Origin of the sequence: Desulfofarcimen acetoxidans DSM 771, from assembly GCF_000024205.1 — a bacterium.
GTDB classification, from domain to species: Bacteria; Bacillota; Desulfotomaculia; order Desulfotomaculales; family Desulfofarciminaceae; genus Desulfofarcimen; species Desulfofarcimen acetoxidans.
On record NC_013216.1, the window covers coordinates 3669823 to 3686628 of the forward strand.

At 45.9% G+C, this 16806-nt stretch carries 16 protein-coding genes; all 16 read right to left on the bottom strand.

The features are described from left to right. Positions 1 to 69 precede the first annotated feature (69 nt). Positions 70 to 876, bottom strand: coding sequence for an energy-coupling factor transporter transmembrane component T family protein (locus DTOX_RS16820; protein ID WP_242652460.1), 807 nt, complete (start codon positions 874 to 876; stop codon positions 70 to 72). Beyond that, on the bottom strand, positions 803 to 1495 hold the full coding sequence (locus tag DTOX_RS16825) for an energy-coupling factor ABC transporter ATP-binding protein (protein WP_015758883.1): 693 nt from the start codon (positions 1493 to 1495) through the stop codon (positions 803 to 805). Before DTOX_RS16825 ends, DTOX_RS16820 begins: the two co-directional genes overlap by 74 nt. A gap of 34 nt (positions 1496 to 1529) precedes the next feature. Beyond that, positions 1530 to 2261, bottom strand: a complete 732-nt coding sequence (locus tag DTOX_RS16830) for an energy-coupling factor ABC transporter ATP-binding protein (protein ID WP_015758884.1) — start codon at positions 2259 to 2261, stop codon at positions 1530 to 1532. Between the two features lie 35 nt (positions 2262 to 2296). Continuing rightward, the gene (tsaA, locus tag DTOX_RS21700; protein WP_015758885.1) at positions 2297 to 3148 is read right to left on the bottom strand and encodes a tRNA (N6-threonylcarbamoyladenosine(37)-N6)-methyltransferase TrmO; all 852 of its coding nucleotides are present in this window, start codon (positions 3146 to 3148) and stop codon (positions 2297 to 2299) included. Between the two features lie 79 nt (positions 3149 to 3227). Further along, complete coding sequence (locus DTOX_RS16840; protein WP_015758886.1) at positions 3228 to 3968, bottom strand: hypothetical protein; 741 nt, start codon at positions 3966 to 3968, stop codon at positions 3228 to 3230. A 63-nt stretch (positions 3969 to 4031) separates the two neighbouring features. Next, the gene (locus tag DTOX_RS16845) at positions 4032 to 5678 is read right to left on the bottom strand and encodes an S-layer homology domain-containing protein (RefSeq protein ID WP_015758887.1); all 1647 of its coding nucleotides are present in this window, start codon (positions 5676 to 5678) and stop codon (positions 4032 to 4034) included. Between the two features lie 24 nt (positions 5679 to 5702). Then, positions 5703 to 6989, bottom strand: coding sequence for a DUF1533 domain-containing protein (locus tag DTOX_RS16850; RefSeq protein WP_015758888.1), 1287 nt, complete (start codon positions 6987 to 6989; stop codon positions 5703 to 5705). 158 nt (positions 6990 to 7147) lie between these two features. Next, positions 7148 to 8746 carry a purple acid phosphatase family protein gene (locus DTOX_RS16855; RefSeq protein ID WP_015758889.1) on the bottom strand — a complete coding sequence of 533 codons (1599 nt, stop codon included), beginning with the start codon at positions 8744 to 8746 and terminating at the stop codon, positions 7148 to 7150. A gap of 133 nt (positions 8747 to 8879) precedes the next feature. Continuing rightward, positions 8880 to 10325, bottom strand: a complete 1446-nt coding sequence (locus DTOX_RS16860) for an alkaline phosphatase family protein (protein WP_015758890.1) — start codon at positions 10323 to 10325, stop codon at positions 8880 to 8882. 79 nt (positions 10326 to 10404) lie between these two features. After that, positions 10405 to 11520, bottom strand: coding sequence for a molybdopterin-dependent oxidoreductase (locus tag DTOX_RS16865; protein WP_015758891.1), 1116 nt, complete (start codon positions 11518 to 11520; stop codon positions 10405 to 10407). Positions 11521 to 11539: 19 nt separating this feature from the next. After that, entirely contained in the window at positions 11540 to 12073 is a 534-nt protein-coding gene (locus DTOX_RS16870) for a hypothetical protein (RefSeq protein ID WP_015758892.1), read from the bottom strand. A 65-nt stretch (positions 12074 to 12138) separates the two neighbouring features. Further along, the gene (locus DTOX_RS16875; RefSeq protein ID WP_015758893.1) at positions 12139 to 13719 is read right to left on the bottom strand and encodes an S-layer homology domain-containing protein; all 1581 of its coding nucleotides are present in this window, start codon (positions 13717 to 13719) and stop codon (positions 12139 to 12141) included. 156 nt (positions 13720 to 13875) lie between these two features. Beyond that, positions 13876 to 14457: an ECF transporter S component gene (locus DTOX_RS16880; protein ID WP_015758894.1), complete on the bottom strand. Its 582-nt coding sequence runs from the start codon at positions 14455 to 14457 to the stop codon at positions 13876 to 13878. 90 nt (positions 14458 to 14547) lie between these two features. Next, positions 14548 to 14850, bottom strand: coding sequence for a DUF2149 domain-containing protein (locus DTOX_RS16885; protein WP_242652461.1), 303 nt, complete (start codon positions 14848 to 14850; stop codon positions 14548 to 14550). Next, positions 14840 to 15493: a MotA/TolQ/ExbB proton channel family protein gene (locus DTOX_RS16890; protein WP_015758896.1), complete on the bottom strand. Its 654-nt coding sequence runs from the start codon at positions 15491 to 15493 to the stop codon at positions 14840 to 14842. Before DTOX_RS16890 ends, DTOX_RS16885 begins: the two co-directional genes overlap by 11 nt. After that, a complete protein-coding gene (locus DTOX_RS22465) occupies positions 15490 to 16776 on the bottom strand; it encodes an Ig-like domain-containing protein (RefSeq protein ID WP_015758897.1) in 1287 nt (428 codons plus the stop codon). The genes DTOX_RS16890 and DTOX_RS22465 overlap by 4 nt, the downstream gene beginning before the upstream one ends. Positions 16777 to 16806 lie beyond the last annotated feature (30 nt).

Here is a 16806-nt window from a genome sequence, read left to right on the forward strand (position 1 = left end):
TATCAGCGAAATCTTTCATGTGTTCCATAAAGAAACAACTGTTTCATTTTGTAACACATTAATGTATCATTATGAAACACTAATCCAATGCAATACTTGCAGTAATATGAGTATAAAGGTGATGGCTGAAAATAACACTATCACAACGTAATCGGCAAAATTAAAGTTCAATCGTCTGAGATAAGTGCGCCGTGTATAGGCCCTAAAACCCCGCGCTTCTAAAGCAACCGACAGATGCTGGGCTTTAAGCATCACCCCATAAACCACTGGAAAAAACAAGCTGCGGTATATTGTAATTTTGCGACTCCAGGGAACTTTCTTCAGTTCGACTCCCCTCAATTGAACTGCGTTAACCGCATTAATCAGCTCGTCCCGGAAAACCGGTAAAAAACGCAGAGCTATGAAAACCATAAAGGCAATTTCATAGGGGACTTTCCACTGCACCAGCCCCAGGATAAAATCACGGGAACTAAATGTGGTTAACAGCATAGCGGAGGCAATAACCACCATGCTGCGCAGAATGAAACAGGCGCCTGACGACAAACCACTGCTGCTTACCAGGGGTACCGGACCCAAAGAAAGCAGCACCTTGCCACCCGAAGTAAAAATACACTGGAGAACAAAAACAATCAGCATCAAAAATAAAAAGGGTTTCAGGTATCCCCATACCGCGATTACATTAAAACGAAAAATCAGCAACAGCGCTATTGTGGCCGCAAGGACCGGCAGAAGACGGACCGGAGTATCGTAAATCAAAGCTAAACCGGAGAGACAGACAACCATCAGCATTTTTGTCCGGGGATCAAGCTTCATGGCCTGAATCTCCTTTCCGCCCGTCATTCCCGACAATCCGTCCTTCTGCCAGTGTGATAACACGCTCCGCCACCTTGTTCACAAAGGCCAAGTCATGACTAACCAGGATCATGCCCCTGCCCAGCAGGGCTGTTTTTATTAAAAAAGCTTCTAAAAGCTTCTTGCGGTAAGCATCCAAGCCGATTGTGGGCTCATCCAAAATCAGAAAATCAGGTTCACTGGCTAGTACAGCAGCTATCGCCAGGCGTTGTTTTTCCCCCTGACTCAAATATAGCGGAAAAGCATTGCGACAAGCTGCCAGCTCAAAATAATCCAGATAGAACTCAACCCTTTCCCGCACCGTATACGGGTTGCAGCCGCGGTAGATTAACCCGAAACCTATTTCCTCCTCCACAGTATTGCAAAAAAGCTGCAAATCCGGGTTTTGAAAAACATATCCAATGCGGCACCCGATTTCAGCCAGCGAATAATTGTCAATAGATCGCCCCGCCAGATAAATTTCCCCCGCACTGGCCCGTAACAGCCCAACCATTAGCTTGGTCAGAGTGGTCTTACCACTGCCATTCGCTCCGACAATAGCTGTTATTTCTTTTTTCTCCAATGCCAGGTTAATCCCGGTCAACAAAGTTGTTTTCTTACGGGGATAGGAGAAAGCTACCTGGCTCAACTCCAAATATGCCACGTGTTACCACTCCTCAGCTTTATCGGCTTTAAAATCAGCAAATTAACCGAATGGCAGCCATAAAGTCGCGATCGGCCAAAAGCGTTTCCATCCGGTCAAAGCGAACCGCTGCCCCATTCTCCAACACCAGCAGACGATCAGCAAAAGCAACAGCTTCCAGATCATGCTCTACAACTATAATTGTTTTTCCCCCGTCGCGAAGTTTTTTCAACACAGTTGACACTCTCTTTTTACCTGCTGCGTCAAGCTGAGACATAACTTCGTCCAATATCAGCACCGGCGGGTCAAGAGACAAAACCGCGGCCAGAGCCACCAAGTGTTTCTCGCCACCGGAAAGCTGGTAAGGATTTGCCTCTCTTAAGTCAGCAATTCCCACTAAAGCAAGCACACCATCCACCCGTTCCCGAATACGATCAGGCGGCAAGCACAGGTTCTCCGGTGCAAAAGCAATTTCGTCTTCCACCGTGGGTGAAAAAAGCTGCATATCAGGATCCTGAAAGACCATTCCCACTTCCAGGGCCAACTTTGCCGCTCTCATTTCCCGGACATTTTTACCGTTTACCACTACTTCACCCTTCATTACCCCATAACGGTTGCATTGAACAGTACCGCTGATACAACCACAGAGAGTGCTTTTGCCACAGCCGCTCAAGCCAGCTACCACAACCATTTCTCCTTGGGTCACCTTAAAGTTTATACACTTTAATATAGATGGCCCGCCTGCCTGGTATTGATAAGCTAATCCCTTAACCGCCACAGCATCCATAAGCGAGCTTCACCTCTCCATTTTTTGCTGCCGCATTACATTGAACGCGGTTTCTTTTGCACATATGCAAACAAAACGTCTTCACCGATATTCAGTACTTCACTTGCTTCGGAGTAAATTTGATCATTTAGCCTGATTTCCACATCACTTTCTCTGCCGATAAGCTTTAGCTTCCACTGTCCGGGTGAGGTATTTTTCTCTTCAAAAACCATGTTTCCCTGTAAAACACTGCACCCGGTAGCACCCTCAATACCCTGAGCAAAGAAATGCCCGCCTGCAACCTCAGCTACAACCGCTTCTCCGCGACAGATGCCTATTTCCTGCAATGCTTTGGCTCCTGTCCTGAGCCCCAGAGTAAGCCCGACATTAATAGTATTCCAGTGAAAATGACGGGAAGTGGTAATCAAATCATTAGCTTTACACCAATTCAACGGTGTTTCCGCTAAAGGAAACGCGTCATAATGGGGAATATAAATTTTTATGTCCAAAACCGGAGTTCCGTCAAGAGCGTCAAGACCTTTGACATAGATACGGTTCTCTTCACGTTTAACCAGTTCAACAACACAGGACCCCATGGCCGAAGGACGTGACGGAGAACGTGTGGAATAAACTCCCTGGCAGGCCGGTTCGCCGGCAAAGGGAATTGTTATGGGTGGCTCAGCTTGTTCCCATTCAATCAGTTTCAACCACTCTTCCCTGCGATGATGGTAATAAATTACATGAAGATGGGAAAAATATTCGATACCGATGAGAGCATTTGTAAGATCTTCTCTCATGCATACAATGCTTTCTTTACTATAGTCAAAAGTACGGCTGCATTTTTTAAAATCGGATATAACAACGCCTACCGGCTTGATTAAAACCGGTTCTTCCGGAACAATGGCCATTTGCATCAACCCCCGTTAATTAACTCTTATGACTTAAAAATAGTTTCTCATTAAATAATGCAAAGTAATATTTATACATTTAAAAACAACTCAGCCCACAATTTGTTATCCTGTAACCACATTCATCACATACATTGCCGAACAAAAACGTACTGACTCCCAACTTTTCAGCCATACTGCGAGCCTGCGCGCAGCTAATCGATCGAGCCGCACACTGCAACTGCAGTAGATGTTTGATTCTTTCCCTTTTTTCCATATAACCGGCAAATAAAACATCCAATTCGTCTTTCATTCCCTTTAATGAGTCTTCCTGACCGTTTTTAGCTATATTAAGAATATCAGGACAAATTTTTATTATTTTATTTATTAAATCTTCGTTTTCTTCGTCTTCTAAGCTATTTAACACAATGATATCCGCTTTCCGCATCCAATCAATGGCCTGTTCCCAATCCGACACAGGCAAATGAACCATAACAAATTGGCAGGCCCAGGGAAAATCAGTGCAGCCATTACACCCATCCAAAAAAACCTTTTCAAATTTCTTCTCTTCGTCAAAAAACAACATTTGACGAACAATTCGCTGCAATTTATCCTTGGGTCCACGGAGTTCCAAAAAATTTCCGGATTGATCCCAGAACTTTTGAACATGCTGTTGTAAATCTTCATACTCTTCCGGTTGGCATAATTGCAGCCGGTCTTCCTTATAATCCTGAGAGCAGCTGAGCTTAATCACCTTAAAATCATCAAATAACCCCAACAGCTTTGACCCCAAATTTTTTTCCTTTACCGTTCCCAAATAATTTAACGCTACCGGCAGCATTTATCATCCACCTTTAACAGATATTAACTGCATATAAAATTTCAAACATACTTTAGAACTCTTTTATTTCAGAAAATTAGCAATAACCGTGACTGCCTCCGCCCTTGTGGCATTTCCCCGGGGCAAAATAGTATTATCCGGGTATCCCTTCATAATCCCATTGCTGACTGCAATGGCAATGGCTTCTCCGGCCCACTGAGAAATATTTTCGCTATCGGCAAAGTTCGCTTTTTCCGTTGTCATGTTAAGTTTCAAAGCCTTAACAATCATCACTGCCATCTGCTCACGAGTAATCAGATCATCAGGTCCAAACCTTCCGGCGTCATAACCGCCGGCTATCCCGTTGGCTGCTGCCGCGGCAATATAGTCTTTGGCCCAGTGCCCGGCTGTGTCTGCAAATGTTTTGCCACTCTGAGGCGCCAGTTTGAGCGCTTTTACCAACACGGCAGCAAATTCGGCCCTGGTAATCTTATTGTCCGGTTTGAAAGTTCCGTCAGGATAACCGCTTATGCAGCCCATATCCACCAGCTTATTGATGCTGTTATGTGCCCAGTGATTGGCAATGTCCTTGAATGCTGCCGGCAATTCTCCGGTTGTCTGTGCTTCTTCTTTTTCCGCAGTCATTACGGCATACTTGGTAAAGTGATCCACCTGAACGCTTATGGTGTTGCCGGATATGGTACCACCGAGGTTTATCCATTCACCCTTTGTCTCATCGCAGCGGTAAATAGCCGGGGTTTTCTCTGAATCAAAAGAGCCGGCATCAAAGCTCAGTGTAACAGTCACTTTCTTGGCAAAGCTGTAACTGCTCTCACCCCCCACGCTGAACTCGTATATGCTGCCCGCCAGCCTGAAACCCGCAGGAATTGCGGGAGTAACAGTTAATTTTTGTATTTTTACTTCCAATGCTTTACTTCCGGTCAGAGCGTAAGCAGGTATATTAACTGCAGCATCGCTGCCGAGACTGATATTACCGCCCGCATTGGGTGTGACCGCAGCAGATCCGGTGGTAGACTTTACTGCCTGCGATGTTGCACTGCCCCCGCCACCACCTCCACCGCTGGATTTTGCAGCGGTGGTAACGGTAATACTGGGCCCGTCAGTACTCCAGTTACCGGCAGCATCACCGGCTTCAACCTTAAAAGTATAATCGGTGCCGGCACTTAATCCGGTAACATTGTAACTCGTACCGGTAAGCGGCTCTGCTGTAATCAGGGTGCTACCCTGGTAAACCTTGTACCCTGTCACCGCCAGATTATCCTGCGCCGCGTTCCAGGTCAGGGTCAGGCCTGTTTGGCTGATGTTGCCGGAGTTTAGGCCGGCATTAGTCCAGGTCGGAGGCGTCGTATCGGACTGGCCTGCCGCCACTGTCATAGTCCGGTTAGCCACACTGCTGCCTTCACCTGCAACTACCGTCAATAAACCTGAAGCACCTGATGGCACTTTGAAATTTATGCTATAATTCCCGCTCGCATCTGATTTTGTCTGGTCATAAACTATTATAGATCCGAGTTCATCTACTACCTTGAGGGGAACCCATGAGTTTTTTTCTGCCGTGCCTGAAGCTGCAACATTTTCTCCAGCTGATACATTAATTTTGCTTAATGACAAACTTATATCAGTTAAAGTTGCTGCCGCGGAAACCGAAGGCATACAAACCGTTAACAGCATCAATACTATTTGAAAATATGCTGCAATTCTGAGTTTCAAATTACATCACCCCTATTTCTTTCTCTAATCAACTGCTTGCAATATAGTCGGATTAAAGTTAATATCGTTGGTTATGTCATCAACAATATAAGCATTGACTACATCTCCGGGCTGAACATTAAAACCGGCCTGAGCAATATCAACCAAATCAAAATCAGCCTTTGTTATATTTAAGCTGAGTTGGACACCGTTTCTTGTATGAACAAAGACAACCGCTTCCAAACCATCATGTGCTGTTGCCGGCACTACCTGTACACCAAAATATTTCATACCGGAATGACCGTTTTTTACTGTCATGGTATTAATCCCTTCAACATTTGTATCGTTTTGATATGCCGCATCTGCCACAGGTATTACTGTATACACCGGATTTGTCACCATACTGTTAATTATCTGGCTAACATTTGCATCCCGGTAACCAGTTGCTTTAACCACAACCTGATACGTTCCGGCAACAGTAAAGACACCGGCATTGACGGCAATCTGCCCGGCAGACAAAGCATACTGGCCGGCAATTGTATTGCCGTTAACAGTGATATCACTTATATTGCTGCGCCAGCCAATATCATCAGTAAAGGTTAGATAAACAATTTGTCCCACAGTGTTATGAGTCGTGTCGGCTATTACAGACGGAGGGGTTGCCGGAAGCAGATTACCGTCTACATCAATCTCATTAACATATTTGGCAAACCTGCCGCTGGTTGCATCTGTTATATTATTGGGATCCTGTCCAAAGCAAAGCCTCAGCGTATTTACACCATCCATCATGTTAAACTGCGGAGCAGTATCAAATCTTTTATAGTAAGATTTAGTGGCCAGGATTGGATCTACCTGTATCCCGCCAGCCAGAGCATCACCATAAATACAGTGATTTACCGAATCCCAATAAGTAGTTATATTAGGATAGTAGTAACGGGGCGTATCCAGCAAATATTGTTTGGCTACTGAGATTGAATAACCGTCCGTCGACTTAAATTTAATATTTTGCACTGAATTGACGTCGATCCCGGCATCAGTCAGTATATCTGTCACCTTGACACCTCTAGCCGCCGTCATGCATGGCGCCGGCATACTGTCAATCGAAGAGTAACCCTGCGTAACCTGAGTCATACCTTCCAATTCACTAATTGAATAGGTTTTCACCGTATTATCATTAAGTTTAACCGTTAGCGATGTTGCAGGTGTCCCGGTTGCCGCATTGGCCGTGACCGGCAAAAATGTCCCGAGAACAGCGAATAACAAAGTTAACATGATCAAACAAGTAAGCATCTTTTTTGTTCCGCGTTCAAACACAAATCCCGTTAATTGCATTTTTCCTCCTCCTTTTTTAACAGAGCTCCAGATAATATGCTCCTCTATCAAACAGTGCCGCAGCGCAATAGTTGCCCTGCAACCCTTCTCTCCGATTAATATTTATTCCGTATGCCAATAATTTCTTTCCTTTGAAACATCTGCGCAAATATCACCTTTTATTGTAAAACCTTCGGATTCGAATCAACCTCATTGGTTAAACCATCTACCATGAAGACTTTAATAACATCTCCGGGCTGAACATTAAAACCGGACTGAGCGATATCAACCACATCAAAATCTGCCTTAGTAATGTTCAAGTTAAGTTGGATGCCGTTTCTTTCGTGTGTAAAGACGAGCGATTCATTTCCGTGATGCTCTGTAATCGAAGCAACTTGCACACTAAAATATTTCATCCCGGCAACACCGCTATTTACTGTCATTTTGCTTATCCCGTCTTCCGCTGCATCGGACTGATAATTAACATCGGGCAGCGGCGTGACTGTATACGCGGCATCAACATTAACCGGCTGCTTGATATACATGTAACTGTCAATAACCCGTCCCTCGGCATCTTTGGCTGTCAATGACAAAGTATCTCCGTTGATGTTTATAACTTCATAGTTGCTGGCATTGGACACTTCTTTGGCGATATAATCATAATTGGGTCCGGCTGCGTAATATTTGTTTCCTGCAAGGCCCATGATGTAAACAATGCCCTGTCCGTCAGGCTGAACCTGATTGCCCAGCAGCGGTTTAGTCCGCATATAGACATGCTGGTGCCCGACAAAGACCATGTCGACTCCTCCCTGTTCAAAAAGGGGAACCCAGTTTTCCTGAAGATTTTCCGCATGATTATCCGGAACAACCGGGTATGGCGGGTAATGCAGAACTACAAACTTCCATTGTTTGAGACTGCCGGCAAGATCGTTCTTCAGCCAGGTACTAATCTTGTCATAGCCCGAATCGGCAGGTGTGCCCAGATAATTGCTGTCCAGCACAACAAAATGACAATTGCCGTAATCAAAGGAATAGTCTTTTTCCTCATACCCTGAAGGCCCGTTTCCCGGCAAGGCAAAATATTTAAAATATAATGATGCGTCGGTATTTTCATGATTGCCTTCGGCAGGCATTAAAGGAATATAATTAAAAACACCGGCAGCCGCGCTGAATAACTGCGACCATTGTTCCGGATCATCCGCTTCGTCAACCAAATCACCCGCTTGCAGGGCGAATTTTACATCCGGACAACCGGCAATGGCTTGCGCCAAAAGCTGCTGCCATAAACCCGCACTCATATCATTATGACCGGCGTGCACATCACCCATAAACATAAAGGAAAATTTATCTGTCGGGGCCGCTGTGGTAAAGGCGGCCGGTTCACTCCAGCAACCGTCAGAACCTACGCGATAGACATAGTCAGTACCCGGCTGCAGATTATCCAACTCCGCCTCAAAATGGTTAAATCCGCCATGCAGCTCAGTACAGGCAGCAGCCTTCTCCAGCGCACCGCTAAAATCATCTGTTTTATCGCTTTCCCTCATATACTGAATCTTGCCGCTGCCAACAGCGTACGCCCGCCAGCATACGGTCTGGGTAGTCTCAGGCTCACCTGTCCATGACAGTATTATTTCATCGGGCCTACCGGAACCGGCGCTGTTATCAGCGGCCATACATTGATTAACCACCATCAATAAGCTGCTGACTATACCCCATATAACCAGATAACGAAATATCTTAGAGTGTTTTGACTTGCCGTTTCTTTTTATCAACTTCACATAATTCCCCTCCCATTAGGCAGGCGACTAATTTTTATTGGTATAAAAATCAAATAAATAGGCGGCAAACTCCGGTTATTGTTAAAAATAAATTACAGAGCATCCAATCTTCTTTACTGAAAGTCCAAACCCGTTATGGAATACGCCAGTAAGGCACAAACATATTATTATTGCTGAATATCGCTTCCGCTCCGACTAATTTACCGGACATGCTTCCCTGATTGGCAGTAATTATAACTTTACCGGACCATTTACTGATAATTTTAGACAGATAATTATCTAACGAACTAATTGCCTGCATCGTCGGCCTGGCTATTTCACCGTAACGCTGCCCGGTTTCATCAATATCATGAAAGCGAACCATTATTAAATCATAGCCCTTATCCAGATTAGCCAAGGCCGTTTCATACAGGTCATCATCAGTATTGCCATCGGAATTCCGATCGGTAACGGGCAGTGGTTGTATTTCAGTATCAAGCCGGTTTGGAGCAGCCTCCAAAAACAGTACCTTTTTACTCAACCTGTTCGCCTCCGCAAAAATCGATGATGCTTTTAACTGCCGGTCTTTTTCGCTTACAATACCATTTTCTTCAGGAGCTTGACCGGTTAACAGAGCAGCCAAACCCACATTGGACGCAGGCGGATAAACACCGGAAGCCTTTACGGCAGTCCCGTATCTTTTTAGAAACGGCATATAGCCGTTAGCCGCAGCATAGCTGTACTGATTGTAGTTAAGCCCGTCCAGCACTAGCACCAGCAACCTGTCGCCTCCCTCAAGATAATGCCGTGCATCATAATAAGTGTCCATGATGCTGGCGGCGGGCGGGCGAAGGATTACTCCCCGCACTTGTTCCAGAATAGTCCGGTCCTCTGGCTGCAGGTAACTGATATTATTATCTCTTACTTCAAAATAACCGCTGTTATCCACCATACGGTATTTTCCCTTTTCCGTCATTACCAGGAGGTTATCTCCTTCTTTGACCGGCGTTACGTCACTTAATTTAAAAACCAGCCTCTTGGTGTAAACCTGAGATTCATAATCTTTACCATTGTTTTGAACGGCGGCCCTCCCCTCCGGGTAAAAATACCGCGTTAACGGCCTGCTCAGCAACTGCCCCGGTGTAACCCGCACCAGGTTGTTTTCCGTGTCTATAACATTTAAGGCAAAATCCCCGGAACTGCCATCCGATACAACCACGATTTCTGTAAGCATTTTGGTATTGCTGCTCACTGGGTGTTTCAAATTGACAGCTTCCCAGCCATTTTGGTGAGTAAAAGAAATATAGCAATCTTCAATCTCTGCTGCTTTGATAGCCGGAGTAAACCCATCCAGACCGGCTAAATACAGCTGACTTGGATTGGCCACCGGTTCAGCCTTACTGATGATATCCGACAGTTTAATGGCCTTGTATTTGGTTCCCTGAAAACTAATCTGTTCCAGCTTACCGATTTCGTTTGGGCTTTGCAGACAATAGCTGTTGGAAACATCACCAATTATCCTTAATGGCGGTATGTAACAGGGAGCCTTATATATAAAGCTTAAAGCAGCCGCCCCGATTACCAACAGCAGCAATCCCAAACAAAACTCCTTCGACAATTTTTCCTTAACTTTAATTTTTATTATCCCCTCCCTCACTGAGCCTTTGCACAACCACAGCTTACTTCAGAACCTCAATAGAGAGCAGATTATCCACCTTATTAATGCCGGATCCACCGGAGGTGATAAAAGTCAGAAATCCGCCGTCATTTTGATAAACCAAACCGTTGCCCAGATTATCAGCCGCTAATTCAACACTCCTGCCGTCAGCGCCGGTAAACCTATAGTTATTGCCTCCTGTCATGCCAATCTGCTTAAAAATCTGTGATAATGCAATTCCTTCTTTATTTTCAACAGTCTGTTTGGGCAAACAGGTTATTGCCTCAGTACAATCGAATATGGCAGTCTGATCATAGACAACATAAAGCAAATCACGTATATGCATACCTGTCGGAAGTGACGGCGCGATAAATTTAGGTGCGTCTTTACCGCTTATTTTGATATAGGCGGACAGAAAATTAGCACCGGTTTCATTTTTCTGCAAGCCGTCGCCGGCCTTTAGGAAAACACTGCCCACAGCTTTATCATCGTTGCCGACATATTTTGTTATAAGGTCCCTGGTTTTAATAACTTTATCCACACTGTCGAAGTACCGGTAATCCTCCTGGGGCAAGTTGCCGGCTGCCGTTTCGAGAAATACTACTTTATTGACTGACTTTCGGCTGTCACCAGTTTCAAAACCCATGAAAACAGTGCCTCTAACCCAATACATGGAACGCTCACCGGGAATAATGATGTGAAGCGGGTACCAATCTTCCGGCATGGGCTCCCCATCATTAATGTAGGACAAAATAATCTGCCGGTTAGCCAGGATCTCATGCGGAACGGCAATTGAATATCTGTCTTTAGCCGTAAAACGGACGCGGCTAAAATCTTTCTGGCTCTTTCCATACTGCCGCAGGAAAGTATCCAGCAAAGGGCCGGTGGCGTCTACACTGACTGTTTCTCCATTAGCCCGTGTGGCTTCCCCATGTTTGGTTACTGCCGGCAATTTTTTCAGATCACCCAGTGTTATTGTAAAGTCCCGGTCACGCAATCCCTGCACGATAATCTTCTCTCCGTCAAAAGGACCCGGGGTGCCGGCGGCTGCTCCCGGCTTCCAGCTTTTGCAGGCAGTTATGCTCATCAGCAAAAGCAAGCTCAACAACATCGGTATGGTAAAATTCTTATTCATCATTCGACTTCTCTCTTTTTAATCATTGTAATTCCAGGCTCACCAGCCAATTGGTAAAGCGCTGCCCGAACTCATCGTTACATATAATTATTTTCATGCTTCCTTCTCCGCCTGTTTTAGTTTTCAACGGTTTGCCGAAATCAGCATAAGCAATATACACATTATCAGGCTGGAGAACTTCAGACATATCTATGACAGAGGTATAATTATCAATACCTTTTGCAATAATTTTTTTATATTTTTGAGTTAAATCCTGGTCGATACTGTTTAAGACTGCCAGAAGGGGGGTACAGGTAAAATCACTCTCGGTATTACCCAGGCCGGAATGAACAGTCATTTTCTTTTCAACTGCCGGCAATTTCCTGATATCGGCAATACTTAAACTGCCCAATCCAGTTTCACCGGCTTTAATTACAAGCGTGCCTTCTTTCAGGACTGCACCGTCATGATTTAAAAAAGAGAAGAAGGCAATACACAGGAAAAGCAAAACTATAACCGCAGCAAGCAATTTATTTAAATTAAACAAATCGCCTTTTCCAACATTTGTTTCGACCATCCTGCCGCCTCCTTGCTTCTCAATTATGAGCTACGAATACAATACTCATTTAAACACAACACAGGTTATTTCAACACTTGCAAAATAGACGTCACAGCCTCCGCCCTGGTCGCCTTAGCCAGAGGATGGAAGGTATTGTCGGGATATCCCTTCATCATCCCGTTCGCTGCCGCGGTGCTAACAGCATCCCTGGCCCAACCGGAAATGCCATTATTGTCCGCAAAACGGTTTACTTCCGTAGCCGGGGCAAGTTTGGCTGCTTTGACAAGCATTACGGCCATCTGCTCGCGCGTAATCAAGTCATCCGGGCCGAAAATATTATCGTCATAACCGCTAGCTATACCATAGGAGACAGCGGCGCCGACATACTCTTTCGCCCAGTGCTCTTTCGTATCGGCAAAGACTTTAGCACTCTGAAGCGGCATCTTTAATGCTTTTGCCAAAACAACTACAAATTCTGCCCGGCTAATTGATTCATCAGGCTTGAAATTGCCATCCGGGTAACCGCCAACCGCGCCTAAGTCAATCATTTCTTTGATGCTGTTTTCAGCCCAGTGACCGGCAATATCTTTTAAAGCAACTGAAGTTTTTTGAACAGACGGAGTGTTATTTGTTTTATTGGCGATGTCATTGACTGCTGCGGGATTTACGGTTACAGCACATACAGCTGATTTGCCGCCGTCTGTTGTGGTCACAGTTATCCTGGCTGAGCCAGGTGCAACAGCGGTCACCAGCCCGGTACCGCTTACCTCAGCAACTGAACTGTCACTGGATTTCCAGGTCACAGCCTGGTTGTCGGCATCTGACGGAGCGACCAAAGCCTTCAGCTGCTCTGTGCCGCCGACAGTAATTATGGCGGAAGACTTATTCAGCGAAACACCGGAAACAGAGACAGCAGATGTAGATGCACCTGAAGACGAGCCTCCGGAAGAGGGCGGTTTACCGCTCAGCGTTACGTCAATCTGATACACCCATTTAACCGCATACGGAGCGGTGATTTCGGTCAAATCGTTATAGGGCTGGCCAATGACCAGTCTATACCTGGTGGAACTGTCCTGCGTACTGAAATCCGGAGCCATACCTCCCCGTACCCAGTTATCAGATATACACATCATCGGCTCGACCGGAACAGCACCTTCCAAAGCTTTATAAGTTACATCCGTAACACTATCCTCAGCCATAAAATTATGAGTGTCCGGGTTCCAATATTTCATTTCGTTTGGGTAGTAGTAACGTGACAAAAACAAAAAAGACTTGGTTAAAGTTTTCCATGGCCTGCCGGAAACATCTGTTGTATAAAATGACAATGATTCTATTTTATTAAAATCAATACCGGCTCTTGACAGGAGATTTTTCAGCGGTATTCCCGTTACCGCGTCCATGCATGGCGACGGCATGCTGTCCATAAAGGAATAGCCCTGTTGAAAGGCGCCGCCAAAATCGCTGTCGGTGAAAACTTTTGCCTCGGTAAAACTCCCACCGGAATAGCCAACTCTGATTGTAAGCGATGCCGCCGGACTGCTGCTTGTGTAGGGATCGGCGTCGGACGTACCCGGCAGGTTAACCGATAACATAAAAAACAGAGCAAGCATTAGCAAGAATTTATTAATTTTCCATGCTTTACTTTTTAATGCCCATAGATTCATCCATTCTTCCCCCTTGTCTCTCCGCTTGTTTCATAAAATTATGTATTATATAAAAAAGACCTGGCAGTGTCAGACAGTTGCTCTTTTTATTATTTTAAGAAAGCAAATTACCATCTTTAAATTAATTTGCTTTCTTTCAAACTAAAATAATGAAAACTAACCGGCGTCATCTTTAGAAGATTGCCAGTCCCGTTTTTGGAATTTCCATAGCCGCTGTACAATTTTAAAAGCTATCAAACCACCCAGGCCGCCGGACAATGCAGCGGTACTCAAACTTAAAGCCAAAGGAATTGCAGGAAGCCGGTAATAAATGAAATTTACCATAGCAGTACCGGCAATATTGCACAACGCCCCTGCCAGAAAGGAACAGGGCAGGCAGCAAACCCGGTGGCCAATGAGCAGCAGCCCCAGATCGGCCAAAAGTCCCGGCGCGGTATAACTCAGCAAGCTCATCACCCCTTGCGAGCCAACCATGCCGGTGGCCATTACCAGGATAGCCTGGATAAGGCCAATCAGGGTCATCGTTCCTCTTTTCCCGGTGATACCAAAACCCAAAACCAGCCACAACATATAGAAGCCGCCTGCCACAGCTCCCCCTGGTATAAAAAGTGCTCCGGTTATAATATGAGACAGGGGAACTATGATAGGTTTGACAGCTATTCCCAGGGCAGACATCATGGCTATGATAATCAAATCATAAAGAGAAAACCTATCCAAAAACCTTTGCCAAAAACTCACTGATATTTACCCCACCTTTTAACATTCATTACCGAATCATTTCCTTCGTTATTTTTAATGTGCTAAGTATTGGTACAGGGAATAATTAATTTACTGGTTAGTCAGCATAAAAAGCTTTCCCGTGGCAGGGTCTTTGTAGACCGTGCCCATCTTTTCATAAAGCTTGCCCTGATCCTGGGTTTCAATTAAATTGCTTTGTATATCCTGGTTTTGTGTCACTTCCTGACCACGCTTCATGTCAACACGGGCTCCTGGCTGATCGAGATTGACATTCCAGTGAATAACCAGAGATAACATCAACCCGCAGGCAAACACCAGCATGGCATCCACTATGTTAACAGCACCCTCTAAAGGATTGACCTCGTCGCGCATCCTGATTCTTCTACTCCTCAACCCCCCGTTCACGGGCAAGCACCTCCAGTAAGCTTTCCATCATGGCCTCAAGAGAACTCAAGTAATCCTCATACCACCTTTTCCGCAGCCTGGAGATAACAAAAGCAACACCGGCGGCCGCCAAACCGGACACCGTTGCGTCAAAGGCGGTGAGCAGCGAATCTGCCAGAGTTTTGGTATCACCCTGACCAAGGGCAATCATGCCCGGCCCCAGAGGAATCAGAGTGGCCATCAATCCAAGCATGGGCCCCAAACGTGCAACCAAATCAGTCCTGTTGGTTATTTTAACATAATGCAATTCCTCACCGGCAAGCAAACGGCGGGCCAGGGCCCGCAAGGAAGCGGCAGGCAAGTTGCTGTGCCTGCTTAGCTCGCCAAGAACTGCTTTCTGGCGCCGGAACAAGCGGCTTTTCTCAATTTCCTCCATGATCTTCCCGGCATTTTTCCCCTGAAATTTTTCGACCATTTCCGGCACGTTTATCTTTACCTTACGCCGATCCGTAAGGGCTTCCGCCAGCAAGCCACCCAACTCCACCACTGCCAAAGCCATAAACAGCAGCAAAATAATAATAGTAGGAATTAGTAAAGCAGACGAAATAGTATGCATCGTATCTCTAAGCAGCGTCAACATAGAAACTGTCACCTAACAACCTCCCTTATATGTTCCATGTATCTTTTACCTGACCCCCCAAGCAATAAGACACCAAGCAATACTGCCGCAAAAATATCCAGTGTATTTTGCCGCTTCTGCTGCTGCAAAGGCACAGCATCAGATGACATCTCATATACGCGCCAGGGCTGGCTGCCCGACTGTTCGGAAGCGGCAGGGGCAGCTGTGGAAACAGCGGCTGTGATCTCCTTTTTCGCCAGGTGTTGCCGGTTGTCTTCAGACACCGGCAACCCGAACGGATTATCAACTTCTCCGTTCTTTTGAGGACCGGCGCCGAAAGGCTCAGAACTTTGACCGGGCCCGGTCTCCCTGGGACCGTTTACGATACATGTTGCCGTTAAATTACCCACTACAGTACTGACTGCAATGGTAGCCGCGCCCGGACCCACAACTGTCACCAGACCGTTGTGATCCACTGTGGCCACACCGGGATCGCTGGAACTCCAGGTCACGCTCTTGTCCGTAGCTTCATACGGGGCCACGGTAGCCGTCAACCGTACCGTACTGCCTACTTTAAGATTGACTGCATTCTGATCCAGAGTAACTCCGGCAGGAGGCATGCCCCCCAACATCACATCGATGGAATGCACCCATTTGGCAGACTGCGGAGCGGTACATTCATCAGGCTCCTTCTGACCAAACAGCAGCCTGAACCTGGTTGAAGTGTCGTAAACGCTGAAATCCGGAACTTCGCCATAACGCTGCCAGTTATCCTTGTACGCAATAATAGGATCTACACGGATCGCCCCGTAAACTGCTTCAAGTGTAGAAGAACCCTTTTCATAGTCCCAGCCCGCAGGCAGATTAGGATAATAATAACGGGGGGTATCCAGCAGGTAGGACTTATCTAAACATTGATACCAGCCCTTTCTTATATCGGTGGCATAAAAATAAAATTTTTGCACAGAATTGACATCAATACCGGCATCCGCCAGCAAGTCTGTCAACCTGACTCCGGTGGCCGCATCCATACACACAGACGGCATGCTGTCAATAAAAGTATAAGCCTGTTTTACCTGTGAAAGCTGATCAAAATCACTAAGAGTATAAACCTTCTTTGTATAGTAAGGCCCGCCAAAATAACCAACCTTAATCACAAGCGTATCAGACGGCACTCCTTGTATACCGGTGCCACAGCCTGTACTGGCCATACCCGGCCCGGCAATGTACAACAGGCTAAGCAATGCGGCCGGAACCAGCCCAAGAAGAACTGCTTTTCGCAACCGGAATTTAAACTCCAACCATCTCAACCTCATTGCTCTTCACTCCATCGTGACCGGTTAGAT

Excerpts from the sequence above, each read along its gene's own strand:
- DTOX_RS16830 (WP_015758884.1), bottom strand. The coding sequence starts at position 2,261 with ATGGATGCTGTGGCGGTTAAGGGATTAGCTTATCAATACCAGGCAGGC.
- tsaA (WP_015758885.1), bottom strand. The coding sequence starts at position 3,148 with ATGGCCATTGTTCCGGAAGAACCGGTTTTAATCAAGCCGGTAGGCGTT.
- DTOX_RS16840 (WP_015758886.1), bottom strand. The coding sequence starts at position 3,968 with ATGCTGCCGGTAGCGTTAAATTATTTGGGAACGGTAAAGGAAAAAAAT.
- DTOX_RS16850 (WP_015758888.1), bottom strand. The coding sequence starts at position 6,989 with ATGCAATTAACGGGATTTGTGTTTGAACGCGGAACAAAAAAGATGCTT.
- DTOX_RS16865 (WP_015758891.1), bottom strand. The coding sequence starts at position 11,520 with ATGATGAATAAGAATTTTACCATACCGATGTTGTTGAGCTTGCTTTTG.
- DTOX_RS16870 (WP_015758892.1), bottom strand. The coding sequence starts at position 12,073 with ATGGTCGAAACAAATGTTGGAAAAGGCGATTTGTTTAATTTAAATAAA.
- DTOX_RS16875 (WP_015758893.1), bottom strand. The coding sequence starts at position 13,719 with ATGAATCTATGGGCATTAAAAAGTAAAGCATGGAAAATTAATAAATTC.
- DTOX_RS22465 (WP_015758897.1), bottom strand. The coding sequence starts at position 16,776 with ATGAGGTTGAGATGGTTGGAGTTTAAATTCCGGTTGCGAAAAGCAGTT.